11 protein-coding genes and 2 pseudogenes are annotated in these 14912 nt (G+C 60.6%); 7 read left to right on the forward strand and 6 right to left on the reverse strand.

The genetic code is table 11. The features are described from left to right. Positions 1-17: 17 nt before the first annotated feature. Positions 18-194 (reverse strand): annotated as a pseudogene (locus ACI77D_RS03175) (IS5/IS1182 family transposase); the annotation flags it as partial. A 760-nt stretch (positions 195-954) separates the two neighbouring features. On the opposite strand from ACI77D_RS03175, the gene ACI77D_RS03180 reads away from it, so the two are divergent. Continuing rightward, on the forward strand, positions 955-1590 hold the full coding sequence (locus tag ACI77D_RS03180) for a lytic polysaccharide monooxygenase auxiliary activity family 9 protein (protein ID WP_407016036.1): 636 nt from the start codon (positions 955-957) through the stop codon (positions 1588-1590). Between the two features lie 40 nt (positions 1591-1630). Then, positions 1631-2629: pseudogene (locus tag ACI77D_RS03185) on the forward strand (chitinase); the annotation flags it as partial. Between the two features lie 266 nt (positions 2630-2895). Here ACI77D_RS03185 and dsbG read toward each other — a convergent pair. From dsbG to dsbD, 3 genes are read right to left on the reverse strand one after another with little or no spacing between them, the layout of a single operon-like run. After that, positions 2896-3657, reverse strand: a complete 762-nt coding sequence (dsbG, locus tag ACI77D_RS03190) for a thiol:disulfide interchange protein DsbG (protein ID WP_064453414.1) — start codon at positions 3655-3657, stop codon at positions 2896-2898. Next, positions 3633-4484, reverse strand: a complete 852-nt coding sequence (locus tag ACI77D_RS03195; RefSeq protein WP_407016037.1) for a prolipoprotein diacylglyceryl transferase family protein — start codon at positions 4482-4484, stop codon at positions 3633-3635. Before ACI77D_RS03195 ends, dsbG begins: the two co-directional genes overlap by 25 nt. Next, a complete protein-coding gene (gene dsbD / locus ACI77D_RS03200) occupies positions 4484-6229 on the reverse strand; it encodes a protein-disulfide reductase DsbD (RefSeq protein WP_407016038.1) in 1746 nt (581 codons plus the stop codon). Before dsbD ends, ACI77D_RS03195 begins: the two co-directional genes overlap by 1 nt. A 176-nt stretch (positions 6230-6405) precedes the next feature. Here dsbD and ACI77D_RS03205 point away from each other — a divergent pair, with 176 nt between their 5' ends. From ACI77D_RS03205 to ACI77D_RS03225, 5 genes are all read left to right on the forward strand, one after another. Beyond that, the gene (locus tag ACI77D_RS03205; RefSeq protein WP_064453411.1) at positions 6406-7101 is read left to right on the forward strand and encodes a response regulator transcription factor; all 696 of its coding nucleotides are present in this window, start codon (positions 6406-6408) and stop codon (positions 7099-7101) included. Next, positions 7101-8420 (forward strand): ATP-binding protein, encoded by a 1320-nt coding sequence (locus ACI77D_RS03210; protein ID WP_064453410.1) that lies wholly within the window; start codon positions 7101-7103, stop codon positions 8418-8420. The genes ACI77D_RS03205 and ACI77D_RS03210 overlap by 1 nt, the downstream gene beginning before the upstream one ends. A 124-nt stretch (positions 8421-8544) precedes the next feature. After that, entirely contained in the window at positions 8545-9312 is a 768-nt protein-coding gene (locus ACI77D_RS03215) for an N-acetylmuramoyl-L-alanine amidase (RefSeq protein WP_407016039.1), read from the forward strand. Between the two features lie 196 nt (positions 9313-9508). Beyond that, positions 9509-10921, forward strand: coding sequence for an aspartate aminotransferase family protein (locus ACI77D_RS03220; RefSeq protein WP_064453408.1), 1413 nt, complete (start codon positions 9509-9511; stop codon positions 10919-10921). Between the two features lie 83 nt (positions 10922-11004). Then, entirely contained in the window at positions 11005-11229 is a 225-nt protein-coding gene (locus ACI77D_RS03225) for an MbtH family protein (RefSeq protein WP_064453407.1), read from the forward strand. Between the two features lie 116 nt (positions 11230-11345). Here the strand turns inward: ACI77D_RS03225 and ACI77D_RS03230 are convergent, their stop codons facing one another. Together ACI77D_RS03230 and ACI77D_RS03235 are read right to left on the reverse strand one after the other, a co-directional pair. Beyond that, positions 11346-12692 (reverse strand): amidohydrolase, encoded by a 1347-nt coding sequence (locus tag ACI77D_RS03230; RefSeq protein ID WP_064453406.1) that lies wholly within the window; start codon positions 12690-12692, stop codon positions 11346-11348. 17 nt (positions 12693-12709) lie between these two features. Continuing rightward, on the reverse strand, positions 12710-14875 hold the full coding sequence (locus ACI77D_RS03235; protein WP_064453405.1) for a mechanosensitive ion channel family protein: 2166 nt from the start codon (positions 14873-14875) through the stop codon (positions 12710-12712). Positions 14876-14912: the final 37 nt, after the last annotated feature.

A 14912-nucleotide genomic window follows, 5' to 3' on the forward strand; every position in this document is an offset into this window, starting at 1 on the left:
CTTAACGCACAACCCACATCGGCGCCGATAGTGGCCTTTATTCCACAGTGGCACGGGTTACCTTTTTGGGGCTGGTGCCTCTCAGGATCACGCTGACCTTCCTCGTTCTTGGTTGAGCTGGGAGCATGAATAATCGTGGCATCGACGATGGTGCCCTGGCGCGGGGGCAGATCTTGTTCCTGTAAGTAACCGTTCGAAGTCGGAGAAGCTTATCTGGCTCATGCGTGCAGGTATCTGCACAACTTTGAAAGGCCGCCACATCCCCGCGAAAGCGGTGGGTCAGTCAACTTCAATGTTTGCTGAGCCGACGCCTTCGCGGGCAAGCCCGCTCCCACATTTGATTGAGTTCAGCTTCAGAGATCAGGCCGGCTGTCAGGCCGCCTCAGCTTTGCTTTTGATCTTGATCTGAGGCGCCGAGTGGTGGGGCAAGAGCGTTTTGCTTACTTTTGCGCTGTTCAAAAGTGAGTCGCCGTAAGGGCGGAACCCATAGCAGCCGTGATCCAAATAACGGATATGTACCCAGCGGCCCCGCGTCAACCACAGTACTCAACCCGTAAAAAAAGTTGTGTAGATACCTATGCTCATGCGTGGCTCGGGTCAGGTGGTGAAGGTGGCTTTCGGCACATCTGATTGATTGAGAACGCTCCCTGGAAATTCTTTCTCGCCGCCAGGCCAATACTTCATCACATGCAGAGGGCCATCACTTACGAACGGGATAAGGCGATTTACGAGAGTAGCTGTGCTTATTTGCGCCTTGAATTGTAGGAAATTGACCTCCGGTGGTGTACGCGATTTCCATTTAACTGTTTTTATATACAGTGTTTTCGGGTTTATCGTCTCCTGAAAAGAAAATGAGTGAAAAACCGGCCTGTGGAAAAAAAAAGCAACTCCGTTAGGTTGAGATTCTCTCCTTCAAGAAAGGAGAGTTCTTAATCAATAGCAATGGAGTAACAAATGAATAAACCACAAACCCAGACACCTCTTCGCCATGGTCGTGTCACATCCCCTTCCAGCCGTGGCGCAGTCGCCGTGGATCTCGGCCTGCTGGCTACCTGGCAGGTCAATGAAATGGAAGGCGGCAAGAACTTTCCGGCACTGATTGCCGGTCCGTTCCCGGCGCCTTATCAAACCGACAGTGACAGCGTCACCCCACCAGCCGACGGCTTCATCCTCAGCGGCGGCAAGACCGATGCCCGTGACTGCATCAACTTCACCAACGAGGAAATGGCCAAGAAACTCAACCGCGCCTTCACCTGGCCGCTGCTCAATGTCGACCCGGGTCAGGCCTTCAAGGTCACCTGGGAATACACCGCGCCGCACACCACCCGTGGCTATCGTTGGCTGATCACCAAGGATGGCTGGGATCCGAAACAGCGCATCACCCGCGCACAACTGGAAACCCAGCCGTTCGCCGAAGACTTCTATACCCAGGTGCCGTACTTCAGTCATCCAGGTGAACTGAAGGCCAAGGTCAATCACGAAGTGAAACTGCCGGCCAACAAAAAGGGCAAGCATGTGATCGTGTTGATGTGGATCGTCGCCAACACCGGCAACGCCTTCTATCAAGCCTTCGACGTGGACTTCAAATAAGCCCGCGCCGTTAAACCCATACGTTCTGAAGGATTAGAACATGTCAAAGATTGACTTCACCTTACTGAAATCGCCGCTGAACGATGTCGCTTCGCTGATGCCGAGCATTGCCGGCAAAAAGATCCTCATGGGCTTCTGGCACAACTGGCCTGCCGGCGCGAGCGACGGCTACCAGCGTGGCCAATTTGCCAACATGAACCTGGCGGACGTGCCGACGGATTACAACGTGGTGGCCGTGGCCTTCATGAAAGGCAACGGTATCCCAACGTTCAAGCCGTACAACCTTTCCGACGCCGAGTTCCGCCGCCAGGTGGGCGTGCTGAACAGCCAGGGCAGGGCGGTGCTGATTTCCCTTGGCGGCGCCGATGCGCACATCGAGTTGCATAAAGGCAACGAACAGCCATTGGCCAACGAGATTATCCGCCTGGTGGAAACCTATGGCTTTGATGGCCTGGACATCGATCTTGAGCAGAGCGCGATTGATTTCGCCGACAACAAGACTGTCCTGCCCGCCGCGTTGAAACTGGTCAAGGACCATTACGCCGGTGAAGGCAAACACTTCATTATCAGCATGGCGCCGGAGTTTCCTTACCTGACCACCGCCGGTAAATACGTCGGTTACATCCAGGCGCTGGAAGGCTATTACGACTTCATTGCCCCGCAGTATTACAACCAGGGGGGCGACGGGATCTGGGTGCAGGAGGTCAACAACGGCAACGGTGCCTGGATTGCCCAGAACAACGACGCAATGAAAGAGGATTTCCTGTTTTACCTGACCGAAAGTCTGGTGAGCGGAACGCGAGGGTTTACTAAAATCCCGGCGGACAAGTTCGTCATTGGCCTACCGGCTAACGTCGATGCAGCCGCCACCGGTTATGTGATCAACCCCGCAGCCGTGACCAATGCATTCAAGCGTTTGTACGACAAAGGGTTGTCGATCAAGGGCCTGATGACATGGTCGGTGAATTGGGACCGCGGGATCAGCAAAGACCACGTGCCCTATAACGGGGAATTCAGCCGCCGTTATGGGCCGTTGATCAAAGGCACTCACCTCTCTGGCCTCGGTGAGGATGAGGCGGATCTCGAAGTCGCCAATCGGCGGTAGCGCAAAGAGACATCTGGCAGACGTGCCTGATCTCAAACAGCTATGTTTATGATCTGATCGTTGGCTTCATGAAATAAAATCCGATGCCTGTTTGGGCATCGGATTTTCTGCGTCAAGCTCAAACCTTCATCCAGGTTTCTATGAATTGTTGTGCTCGCTTTCTGTTAGGCAAGCCTGAAACATTCTTAGGGAAACGCCGATTACTTCGGCCCCAGAATCTTCGCCAGCTTGTCCGGCGATGGCGCGCCTTGCTGTTGCTGCAAGCCGCCCTTGTCATCCAGGTAGAAAATCGCTGGCGTTGCCGACAATTCCAGCTCTTCCATCAACTTCATGTTGGCATCGAGCTTGGCTTCGATATCCGCCGGAATCTTGTCCAGCGCCTGCAATTTGCTGCCTTTGCCGGCGGCTTCATGTTCTTCCAGGGCTTTCTGCGGGTCTTTGGCGGCGAACAGGGCGGCCGACTTGCCTGGGCTGTCTTCGCGGATAATACCGACCATGATGTGGCGCAACTGTACCTTGCCGGCTTTTACCCACGGCCGTGCCTGTTCCCAGAACATGTTGCAGTACGGGCAGTTGGGGTCGCTGAACAGGTAGACGATACGTGGCGCGTTTTTATCGCCGTCCTGAATCCAGCTGCTGTTTTCCATTTTGCCCCAGACTTCCTTGGCCATCGGCGCGTACACCAGTTTTTCCAGGGGCGCGCTGCTCAGGTCTTTGCCTTCGGCGTCGTACAGGTTGCCGGCGATCACGCTTTTGCCGTCGGCAGTCAGGTACAGGGCCATGCCGCGGTTCTGGTACTGCGCGGCGTAGCCGGTGAGCCCGCTGGGTGCGTCGAACTTGCCGAGGATCTTGGCGCCCTTGGCTTCAATCTGCTTGATCGGTGCAGGCCAGTCTTCGGCCTGGGCCAGGGTGGCCGCGAGCGTCAGCGGCAGCAGGGTCAGCAGGTGGCGGAGTCGAGGCATGTCGGTTTCCTTGTGGCGGCAGGGGCAGTGTCGAAGGGTTCCATGGCGCGGGCCAGGCTGGCCTGGGACAATTCGCCCAAGTGGCTGTTGATCAGGCGCCCATCGGCTTGGTAGAACAGGGTGGTCGGCAACGCCATGCTGCCCACGGCCTGGCCGAGCCGGCCGCTGGCGTCAAACAGCACGTTGTCGAGGGTCAGGCCTTGGGTGGCGAGGAAGGTGCTGACGCTTTGCATGCTTTCGGCCTGGTTGACGAACAGGAAGGTCACGTCCGGCCGTTGATGCTGCGCGCGCTCCAGCACCGGCATTTCCCGGCGGCACGGTGGGCACCAGGTGGCCCAGAGGTTGATCACCAGTGGGCCGCCTTTGTAATCGGCCAGTTGCACCACGTCGCCATTGGCATTGCGCAGGGTGATATCCGGCAGTTGCGCGCCTTTGTCGTAAAGGCTCAGGGACACGCTGGTCAGGCCCCAGAACACCAGCCCGGTGATCACACCGGCGCTTAACGGTTTGCGCAAGGCCGGGCGGCGCCAGCCGTACAACAGGGCACCCAGCATCAGTGCGATCACGCCGGGCCAGGCGAGAAAACCGCCGTCGCGCAGGTCAACCATCTGCAATGGGTCGCGGCTGTAATCGCTCCAATACATCAGTACAAAACTGACGCGGGCGACCAGCATGCCCAGCAGAAACAGGCTGAACAGCACCGATTCCGGGTTTTCACCGCCACGCTTGGCCACGCGCCAGCCCACCAGCGTGGCAAGAATCAGCGCGCTGATCAGCAGGATGTGATTCAGGGCGATGGCGAAGGTGCCGATGGTCAGGGTCAGCATCAGCGTGCTTCTCGGGTTTGCGTCCAGCGTTGCAGGAAGGCGGCGGCATCCACTTCGCCAGTGATGCGTTGTGCGCGGCGTTCTTCACCGTCCGGGCCGATCCACACGAAGCTCGGTGGCCCTGGCACCTTGTAGCGGCCGAGCAGTTCGCGGCTGGCGGCGTTGTCGGCGGTGACGTCCAGGCGCAGCAGGCGCACGTCTTTCAGCGCGGCCATCACTTCGGGTTTGCCGAACACTTGTTTTTCCATGATCTTGCACGACACGCACCAGTCGGCGTAGTAGTCCACCAGCACCCATTGGCCCTGGGCTTTGGCGCTGTCGAGTTGGCTTTGCAGTGCAGTTGGGTCATTGATGGTCATGAAGGCGTCGTGGGCGCTCGGCGCAGCCGCCACTGTTGATCCGCTGTAGACCTTCAACGGTTGCCACAGGTCGTCACTGCCACCGGCCGCGCCCACCATCAGCACTGCGCCCCACAGGCCCAGCACCAGGGAACCGGCGCCGAACACTTTGGCCGCCAGGCCGTACTCGCGGGCCAGTGTCCAGCCGCAGTAAGCCATCACCAGCGCCAATGCGCCCCACAGGCCAATCCACAGGCTTTCGCCGACCACCGGGCGAATCATCAGCACCGCAGTGCCGAGGAACAGGAAACCGAAAACGCCTTTGAGCACGTCCATCCAGCTGCCCGGTTTAGGCAGGAAGCGGTTGCCCACGGTGACCAGCAACAACAGTGGAATACCGATGCCGATGCCCATGGCGAACAGGATCAAACCACCGTGCAGCGCATTGCCGCTCTGGGCGATATACAGCAGGGCGCCGGCCAGTGGCGCGGTCATGCACGGCCCCACCAACAGGCCGGACAGTGCGCCAAGAATGCCGGCACCTACCAGGCTGCCGCCGCTTTGCTGGCGGCTGACATTGTCCAGGCGATCACGCACAAAGGCTGGCAGTTGCAGTTCAAAGAAACCAAACATGGGCAGGGCGAGGAGCACAAACAGCGCGGCGAAACTGCCGAGAATCCAGGGAGTTTGCAGCAGTGCGGCGAGGTTGCCGCCCAGCAACGCGGCCATTACGCCAAGCGCCGCATACACCAGGGCCATGCACACCACGTAGCTGCTGGCCAGGGCAAAACCGCGACGCGGGCTGGCGCCACTGCCCACCACCAGCCCTGCGAGGATCGGCAACATCGGCAACGAACAAGGGGCAAACGCCAGCAGCAAGCCCAAGCCAAAGAACACCAGCAGGCTCCAACCCAGGCTGCGCTGTTGCAGGCCGCTGGCCAGGCTTTGATCCTGGGCTTGGCCTTGGGCCTGCACTTGCGCAGTGCCCGCTATGGCCGGGGTGCCGCCCAGATCCACGGTAATCGACTGTGGCGGGTAGCACAGGCCCGCATCGGCGCAACCCTGCCAGCCCAGCTTGACCTGGCCGGTGGCACCGGCGGGGATCTTCACTTCCAGGCCTTGGCGATACACTTGCTGCTCGCCGAAGAACTCATCGCTATGGGCTTCACCCTGGGGCAATACCGGTTTTTCAGCCAGGCCGTCGAACTTCATGCGCTGCTGGTACAGGTAATAACCGTCGGCAATCTGCCAATACAGCTGGGTCTCGCCGGTTTCCAGGCGCTCGGAGGTAAAGGTGAAGGCCTTGCCCACCGGGAGGAAATCGGGTTTGGTCTCGAAGGGATTGCCCGGCGCGGCCTGGGCGAACCCTGCAAACAACACCAGCAGAAAGGTAAACAGATACCGCATGGTCAAGCCTTAGTTCGATGCAAGTTAGGCACACAATGTGTGGTGTTGATTAACCGATGATTAACCGGGCGCTATTCTAAAGTGAAGGGAAGCGCTGAGCGCGCCTCTTTTCACGGCATAATCGGCACTTAATCCGCTGGACCTTTAATCCCCCCATCATTCATGAAGGGTTAACCATGCACGTACTGGTCTGTGAAGACGACGAACTGATCGCCAGCGGCATCGTGGCCGGGCTCGGTGCCCAGGGCTTTACCGTCGAGCGCGTGGCCACGGCCGCTGCCGCACGCGCGATGCTCAAGGCGGCCAACTTCGACATCATGGTGCTCGACCTTGGCTTGCCCGACGAAGACGGCCTCAAGTTGCTGCAACAACAGCGCAGCCAGGGCCTGGAAATTCCGGTGCTGATCCTCACGGCGCGCGATTCGGTGACCAACCGTGTCGATGGCCTGCAGGCCGGTGCCGACGACTACCTGCTCAAACCCTTTGACCTGCGCGAACTGGCCGCACGCCTGCAAACCCTGCTGCGGCGAGTAGCAGGGCGCCGGGTTAACCTGATCGAACACGGTCATCTGGCCTACGACCCCAGCAGTCGCGAAACCTTCCTGGCCGGCCAGCCGGTAGACCTCTCCCGTCGCGAGCAAGCGCTGTTGCAGGCCCTGCTGCATAACAAAGGCCGGGTGCTCTCCAGCGAGCAGCTCAAGGACAGTGTCTACGGCTTCAACGACGAACTGGAAAGTAACGCCCTCAACGTGCACATCCACCACCTGCGACGCAAATTGGGCAACGGCATCGTCGAGACCGTGCGCGGCCTCGGTTATCGCCTGGGTACGGCGGATGGTGGTGTGGCTGACGAAGGAGACAACGCTTCGTGATGAGCCTGCGCCTGCGCCTGACGTTCAAGCTGGGCGCTGCTTTTGTGCTGATCTGGGTACTGGCGGCGGCCTGGATGCTCAACGATCTGCGTAACCAGATGATGTTTTCGCTCGACCAGCGCCTGGTGGCGTCGGCGCGTATGGTGGCGGGGCTGACCGAGCAGATGCCGGGCCTGGCCAGTGTGAGCGCGGGTACGCATTTGCGCACCGAGCAACTGAACGTGCCGGGCGGCATGGCCTGCCAGGTCAGCTCCCTGCGTGGGGAAATCCTCGCACGCAGTCACATGACCCCGGATGAAGGCCTTGAGTCGCGCAAGAGTGGCTTTCGCGATCAGGTGATCGACGGCGTAAGCTGGCGCAGTTTCACCCTGTCCCGTGGCGACTTGCTGATCACCACCGCCGACCGCCAGGTGGAGCGCGAGGCGTTGAACCTGTCGATATTGCTGGCCGCTTCGGTGCCGGTGGGTGTGGCGCTGCTGGGCTGCCTGTGCCTGCTGTGGCTGGGCATCGGCCAAAGCCTGTTGCCGCTCAACCGCATGCGCGATGCGCTGATGCGCCGCAGTGCTGATTCCCTCGAACCGCTGCAGATTCACCCGTTACCCAGCGAGTTGAAACCACTGCTCGATACCCAGAACCAACTGTTGCAACGCATCGCCAAGACCATCGAGCGTGAGCGCCGCCTCACCGGCGACGCCGCCCACGAACTGCGCAGCCCGCTGACGGCGATCAAGACCCACCTGCAAGTGGCGCGCATGACCGAAGGCGCGGCGCGCGACCAGTCCCTGGCCCATGCCGAAGAAGGCGCCGACCGCTTGCATCGTACGTTGGAGCAATTGCTGCTGTTGGCGAGGGTGGAGGGCAGCCTGTCGTTCGACGACGGCCTGCAATCGAGTGCCGAACAAGTCGCGCGGTTGGCGATCCAGGATGCGAATGCCGGCGACAATCGGCGCATCGATCTGGTCCTGGCGGAGAACCTCACGCAAACCCCGGTGGAAATGCCGGTAGCCTTGGCCGTTGCAGCCCTGCGCAATTTGTTGGACAACGCTTTGCGCCATACCCCGGGCGACACCCGTGTGGAGTTGAATGTGTTCACCACGGCCGACACAGTAGTGTTCCGCGTGCGTGACCACGGCAAGCAAATCTCCAGCGAAGACCTGCAATACCTGACCCAACGCTTCTGGCGCAATGGCAGCAGCGAAGGCTGCGGCCTGGGGCTGGCGATCGTTCAGGCGATCGTGCAACGCTGCTCTTGCTCCTTGAAGTTCGACAGCCAGCCGGATGGTCTGCGGGTCGACCTGGGCATGCCATTGCGGCGCTGATCACTTTTTTTCAAGTGGCAAAAATAGTTACCGCCCTCCTGGATTTCATACGTTCAGGATGGCGGTAATTTTTTGCGCTTGAACGGGCTGAATGACTCGGCCTGTACTGAAAAGGACGGTTCTTATGTTGGTGATCGACAGCAGTTTCCCCTCCATGGATTTCAATCAACGCGACGGTGAAACCGTGCGGCAAGTGGTCCTGCATTACACGGCGGCGCCCTTTGCCTCGTCCCTGCGTATCCTCACCCAGGATGGCGTCAGTGCTCATTATCTGGTGCCGGACCCCGATGACAGTGGCTACCAGGCACTCGGATACGAAGAGTTACGCGCGTTTCGCTTGGTACACGAGGACCAGCGCGCCTGGCATGCCGGGGTGAGCCATTGGGGTGGGCGCGATAACCTCAATAGCCGCTCCATTGGCATCGAGATAGTCAATTTGGCGCGCGATGATGGGGGCGTATTGACCTTTCCTGCTTACGGTGATGAGCAGGTTGAGGTGTTGATTGCGTTGGTGCGCGACCTACTCGCGCGATACCCGCAGGTTGGGCCGACTGACATTCTTGGGCATTCGGATGTGGCGTATTGGCGCAAGAGTGATCCGGGGCCTCGACTACCTTGGCGGTGTTTGTTCGAGGCCGGTATCGGGGCCTGGTTTGATGAGTCGACGCGGGTGATGTATCAGCGGCGATTTTCTTTGGGGCTGCCGCCAGAGGTTGAGATAGAGCGGGCGTTTCAGCGATATGGCTATAAGCCGGCTCAGAATCGCAGGGCCTTTGAGTTAAGGACGCGGGCGTTTCAGATGCACTTTCGGAGCCGGGATTATGCTGGGGTTCTGGATGGGGAGACGTGTGCGATTTTGTATGCGTTGAATGAGCGGTATCGGGCGGTGTGAGCTCGAGTGGTCGGAGCAGCCCATCGACCTGATGCACTGAGATCCAAGGGTGGCAGCGGGCTTGCTCGCGAATCCAATCAAAAACCATAACAAGCCTAAATCCCCCCACCGCTGGTGCGTCTCCAGAACATGAAATCCGTGCGCACCACGGATCGGCAGTTTGGTCACCCCCACCCGCGTATTGAGGGATCGAGAGATGTCAGTCGCTACCAGCCGTATCGAAGACGCCCCGGTGTATGCCAACCCGGCACCTGCGGAAACGCTCTACCAATTTGAAGAAACCCCACTGTTGGCCCGCCAACGCCAGCAGGAATCCAACGCCCGCAGCTACCCACGGCGTATTCCTTTGGCACTCAAGCGTGCCAAGGGGATCTACGTGGAAGACGTGGAAGGCCGCAGTTTCATCGACTGCCTGGCGGGTGCAGGCACCTTGGCGCTGGGCCACAACCACCCGGTGGTGATCGAAGCCATCCAGCAGGTACTCAGCGACGAGCTCCCGCTGCACACCCTCGACCTGACGACGCCAGTCAAGGACCAGTTCGTACAAGACCTGTTCGGCCTGTTGCCTGCAGCGCTTGCGCAGGAAGCGAAAATCCAGTTCTGCGGCCCCACCGGCACCGACGCAGTGGAAGCCGCGTTGAAGCTGGTGCGCACGGCCACCGGTCGCAGCACGGTGTTGTCGTTCCAGGGCGGTTACCACGGCATGAGCCAGGGCGCACTCAGCCTGATGGGCAGCCTGGGGCCGAAAAAACCGTTGGGCGCCTTGCTCGGCAATGGCGTGCAATTTCTGCCTTTCCCCTACGACTACCGCTGCCCCTTCGGCCTGGGCGGCGCGGAAGGAGTGCGGGTCAATCTGCATTACCTGGAAAATCTGTTGAACGACCCGGAAGGCGGGGTGTTGCTGCCGGCGGCGGTGATTGTCGAAGTGGTGCAGGGCGAGGGCGGGGTGATTCCGGCCGACCTTGATTGGCTACGTGGCTTGCGACGCATCACCGAGCAGGCGGGCGTGGCGTTGATCGTTGATGAAATCCAGAGCGGTTTCGGCCGCACCGGCAAGATGTTTGCCTTCGAACATGCCGGCATCATCCCGGATGTGGTGGTGATGTCCAAAGCCATCGGCGGCAGCTTGCCGCTGGCGGTAGTGGTGTATCGCGACTGGCTCGACACCTGGCTGCCGGGCGCGCATGCCGGGACTTTCCGTGGTAACCAGATGGCCATGGCGGCGGGTTCGGCGGTGATGCGCTACCTCAAGGAGCACGACCTGGCCGGTCATGCAGCCGCCATGGGCGAGCGCCTTGGCGAACACCTGCGCATCCTGCAGCGAGACTTCGCGTATCTGGGGGATATTCGTGGTCGTGGCTTGATGCTGGGCGTGGAGCTGGTGGACCCGAACGGCACCCTGGATATTCAGGGACACCCGCCGGTGCATCGCCAACTGGCACCGCTGGTTCAGCGTGAATGCCTCAAGCGTGGCCTGATCCTGGAGTTGGGCGGTCGGCATGGCTGCGTGGTGCGGTTCCTGCCACCGTTGGTGATTACGGCCGTCGAAGTCGACCGGGTTGCGGAGATCTTCGGTCGCGCCTTGGCGGCAGCGGTCGCCAGCCTCTAATTTTTCGCAAGCCTGGTACGTTTCTACAGATATCAGCGCTGCGCGTGGTGCGCAGCCAGCCTTTTTAGCGATGGAGAACAGCAATGACCTCAGTATTTGACCGCGACGACATCCTGTTTCAGGTAGTGGTCAACCACGAAGAACAGTATTCCATCTGGCCCGACTACAAGGTCGTACCGGAAGGCTGGCGCACCGTGGGCAAGAGCGGCATGAAGAAAGAGTGCCTGGCTTACATCGAAGAAGTCTGGACCGATATGCGCCCCCTGAGCCTGCGTCAGAAGATGGACGCTGCTGCGCTGGCCAGCTGACACACCGCTGCCCCAAACTGTGGGAGCGGGCTTGCCCGCGATAGCTGAGTGTCAGTTTGCAACTACGTCGACTGACACACCACTCTCGCGGGCAAGCCCGCTCCCACAGAACAGCCCTATTGCGGTGTGTTGGTATACAGATAATCCGTCGCCAACGACGCCAGTGTCCGCACTCCTACCACCAACGCCGACTCATCCACAAAGAAGCCCGGATTATGGTTCGGCGCGGCTTTGCTCATGTCCTGATCCCTCGGGGTCACCCCCAGGAACACAAACAGTCCTGGCGCTTGCTTGGCATAAAACGAGAAGTCCTCGGCACCGCCAACCAGCGGCCCTTGCACCACATCATCCTTGGCCGCCCAGCGCAGGCTTGGCAGCATTTTCTCGGTCAGCGCCGGGTTGTTGATGGTCGGGTCGTACTTCTCGATGATGGTGACTTCGGCCTTGGCACCGCCACTCTCGGCGATTTTTTCCACGGTCTGGCGCACATCCGCGTGCAGCTTCTGGCGAATGCCGTAATCGTAGGAGCGAATGGTGCCGCTCATGTCGACCGACTCCGGGATGATGTTGTAGCGCGTGCCGCCGTTGATGGTGCCAATGCTCACCACCGACGGAAACGACGAGATGTCGGTACGCCGGCTCACCACGGTTTGCAGGCCGACAATGGTTTGCGCGCCAACGGTGATCGGGTCGATGCCGTCCCACGGGCGGCCGGCGTGGGTCTGTTTGCCGAGGATCTTGATGCGCAGGTCATCGGAACTGGCCAGGGTCGGGCCCGGGCGGTAAGTGATCTGCCCGGCCGGTACGCCGGCCCAGACATGCAGGCCGAACACGGCATCCGGCTTGGGTGCCGTCATCACGCCTTCCTGCACCATCATTTTCGCGCCCCAGGTGTTCTTGCCGTCGGGGATAAAGTCGCTCGGGCCTTCTTCGGCCGGCTGGAAATAAAACACCACGGTGCCGGGCAGGCGGTCACGCATGCCGGTAAGAATTTTCGCTGTGCTCAGCAGGATCGCGGTGTGGGCGTCGTGGCCACAGGCGTGCATGACGTCGACCTCTTTGCCCAGGTAGGTGCCTTTGGCCTTCGAGGCGAAGGGCAGGTCGGCGACTTCCTTGACCGGCAGCGCATCCATGTCGGCGCGCAAGGCGACGGTGGGGCCGGGCAGGCCACCCTTCAAGATGGCGACGACGCCGGTGCGGGCCACGCCGGTTTTCACCTCAAGGCCGAGGTCGCGAAGTTGTTTGGCGACCAGCTCGGCGGTGCGTGTCTCGGTATTGCCCAATTCGGGGTGAGCGTGGATATCGCGGCGGGTTTCCAGCAGGCTCGGCTCCAGCGCCTTGGCCTGGGTGGCGATTTCCTCGCGGGCGCTGTCCTGGCCACTGCTGGCGGCAATCACCGCGCTGCTGGCGACCCCGCACAGCACGCCTAAAACCCATCGGTGTGTCAGACCATTCAAACGCATAAAGACCTCTCCTGAGTTTATTGTTGTTGATCTTTCTCCTGCACGCTGCCAGCGGTCACCACCTGCACACTCAAGCGCGGCGTGGCCAAATCCAGCCCGGCCTCATCCAGATGGCGCTTGAGCGACAGGTTGAACGCCCGCGACACTTCCCACTGCTTGATCGGCGCGGTTTTGAAGCGCGCGCGCAGGATCGCGCTGCCGGACTCGAAGCTTTCCACGCCCTGAATTTCCAGCGGCGACCAGATGTTGCGGCGTTGCAGTGGGTCGTTGCGCATTTTCTGGCCGACGTCGCGCATCAACTTGATGGCGTCGTCGATTTCCATGTTGTAGGGGATCGCCACCCGGAAGATCGCGTAGCCGAACTCCCGCGAGTAGTTCTTGATGCTCTTGATTTCGCTGAACGGAATGGTGTGCACGATGCCGTCGATGTCCCGCAGGCGCACGGTACGGATGGTCAGGCCCTCGACGGTACCGAGGTGGCCGCCAACGTCCACGTAGTCATCGATGGCCAGGGAGTCTTCGATGATGATGAACAGGCCGGTAATCAGGTCCGCTACCAGCGATTGCGCACCAAAACCGATGGCCAGGCCGATCACACCGGCACCGGCCAGCAGTGGCGTGACGTTCATGCCCATGTTCGCCAGGGCGACGATGGCGGCGATGATAAAGATGGTCACGAACAGCACGTTGCGAATCAGCGGCATCATGGTCTGCGCACGCGCGTTGGCCAGGCCTTTGCGCGAGCGCGTGAGGGCGTGGTGGATCGCGGTGTCGCTGAGGATCCAGATCAACCAGGCAAACAGCAGCGTGCCGCCAAGGCCGAACAGCTTGACGCTGATTTCATGGCCATCGCCTTCGGTAAAACGAATCAGCGAAAGGCCCCAGACGCGCAAGCCCAATTCGATAAACGCCAGCCACACCACCAAATGAGCCAGGGTGTACACGAAGCTTTTCAGGCGCTCGGAGTAGAGCGCGTGGCGCTTGTGCCCGCGTAGCGGTTTGAGCGCATGACGGCGCACCAGCCCGTTGATCACCATGCACAACACCAGCAACACCGTGCATAACAGAGATTGGCGCAGGGCGGTGCTGGTGTCGCCGGCAGACAGGAAGGTGGCAAACAACGAGATGCCCACCAGCAGCAGCGCCGGTAAATACCAGAAGCTGCCGATAATCGAGAGCGTGTCGGTGATGGCGCGGCGGGTAAGGCGCCGGGACAGCGGTTGGTTGCGGATCAGGTGGGCGATCGGCCGGCGGAAACGCAGGATAAATACGCCGGTGGACAATGCCGCCATCACATTGGCGACGGTCGCCGCCGTATGGGCCAGGTGCTGACCCAGGGCCTGCATCATTCGCGGGTCGCTCAGCGCTTCACCAAAGGCGGCGAAGCTGCCGATCAGCCACAGCGGGCGGAAGGCCTGGCGACGCAGGATGTAGAGCGCGCGGTGGCGGTGCGGGCCGTCCAGTACGGAGAAGGCAATCACGCAGATCGCCGAGAAACAGGTGCCGACCACCAATGCATAAGCCAGCACCATCGCCAGGGATTTGCCCAGGGACGAGGGCAGCACATAGCTCAGGTAAACCGTGATGACCAGGGCAATCAGCCATGGCCCCAATTTGCGCAGGGCGAAGCGCAGCATGTCCCAGGTACGTGGGTGTTGCGGCAGTTCCTCGGGCAAGCCGAAACGCTCGCGTACGCGGTGGCTGAGCCAGATCAGGGCGGCGGCCAGCAGGCTCCATACCGCCAGGATCACGGCAAAGCCGAAAATGATCGGCAGCCATTCACTGGCCGGCATCATCAGCGCGCCGAGTTCATCCTTGGCCAGGTCAACTTCGTTGGACCAGCGCCCCAGCGGGCTGTCTGCACCGGAAAACTGTGCCTCAAGGCCGGCCAGGGTGCCGCCGATCAACCCGAGAACGCCTTGTTCGGCGGCGGGTTGGGCCTTTTGCGTGGCTTCGCGCAGCTTCTTTAAATCGCTCAGCAACTGAGTGCGCTGCCGGTCGTTTTCCAGGGTTTTGATGACCTCGTCCAGCGACTGCCCCAGCGGTACATCGGCCTGGGGTTGGGGCTTGTTGGTGCTGCCCAGCAAGCCGGGCAAGCCCACGGCTTGGGCAGGCGTGAGCGGCAGCAGCATCAGCAGGGCGATCAGGAAACAGCAGGGCAGGGCACGAAGACGGGAAAGCACGAGGCGGTCAACCTTGGAAACGACGAATTGACCGAGT

It is taken from the genome of Pseudomonas sp. O39 (assembly GCF_045447295.1).
GTDB lineage: Bacteria > Pseudomonadota > Gammaproteobacteria > Pseudomonadales > Pseudomonadaceae > Aquipseudomonas > Aquipseudomonas antarctica_A.

Coding starts and splice junctions, on each gene's coding strand:
- ACI77D_RS03205 (WP_064453411.1), top strand. CDS start 6,406: ATGCACGTACTGGTCTGTGAAGACGACGAACTGATCGCCAGCGGCATC.
- ACI77D_RS03225 (WP_064453407.1), top strand. CDS start 11,005: ATGACCTCAGTATTTGACCGCGACGACATCCTGTTTCAGGTAGTGGTC.
- ACI77D_RS03210 (WP_064453410.1), top strand. CDS start 7,101: ATGAGCCTGCGCCTGCGCCTGACGTTCAAGCTGGGCGCTGCTTTTGTG.
- ACI77D_RS03220 (WP_064453408.1), top strand. CDS start 9,509: ATGTCAGTCGCTACCAGCCGTATCGAAGACGCCCCGGTGTATGCCAAC.
- ACI77D_RS03195 (WP_407016037.1), bottom strand. CDS start 4,484: ATGCTGACCCTGACCATCGGCACCTTCGCCATCGCCCTGAATCACATC.
- ACI77D_RS03215 (WP_407016039.1), top strand. CDS start 8,545: ATGTTGGTGATCGACAGCAGTTTCCCCTCCATGGATTTCAATCAACGC.
- dsbD (WP_407016038.1), bottom strand. CDS start 6,229: ATGCGGTATCTGTTTACCTTTCTGCTGGTGTTGTTTGCAGGGTTCGCC.
- ACI77D_RS03230 (WP_064453406.1), bottom strand. CDS start 12,692: ATGCGTTTGAATGGTCTGACACACCGATGGGTTTTAGGCGTGCTGTGC.
- dsbG (WP_064453414.1), bottom strand. CDS start 3,657: ATGCCTCGACTCCGCCACCTGCTGACCCTGCTGCCGCTGACGCTCGCG.
- ACI77D_RS03180 (WP_407016036.1), top strand. CDS start 955: ATGAATAAACCACAAACCCAGACACCTCTTCGCCATGGTCGTGTCACA.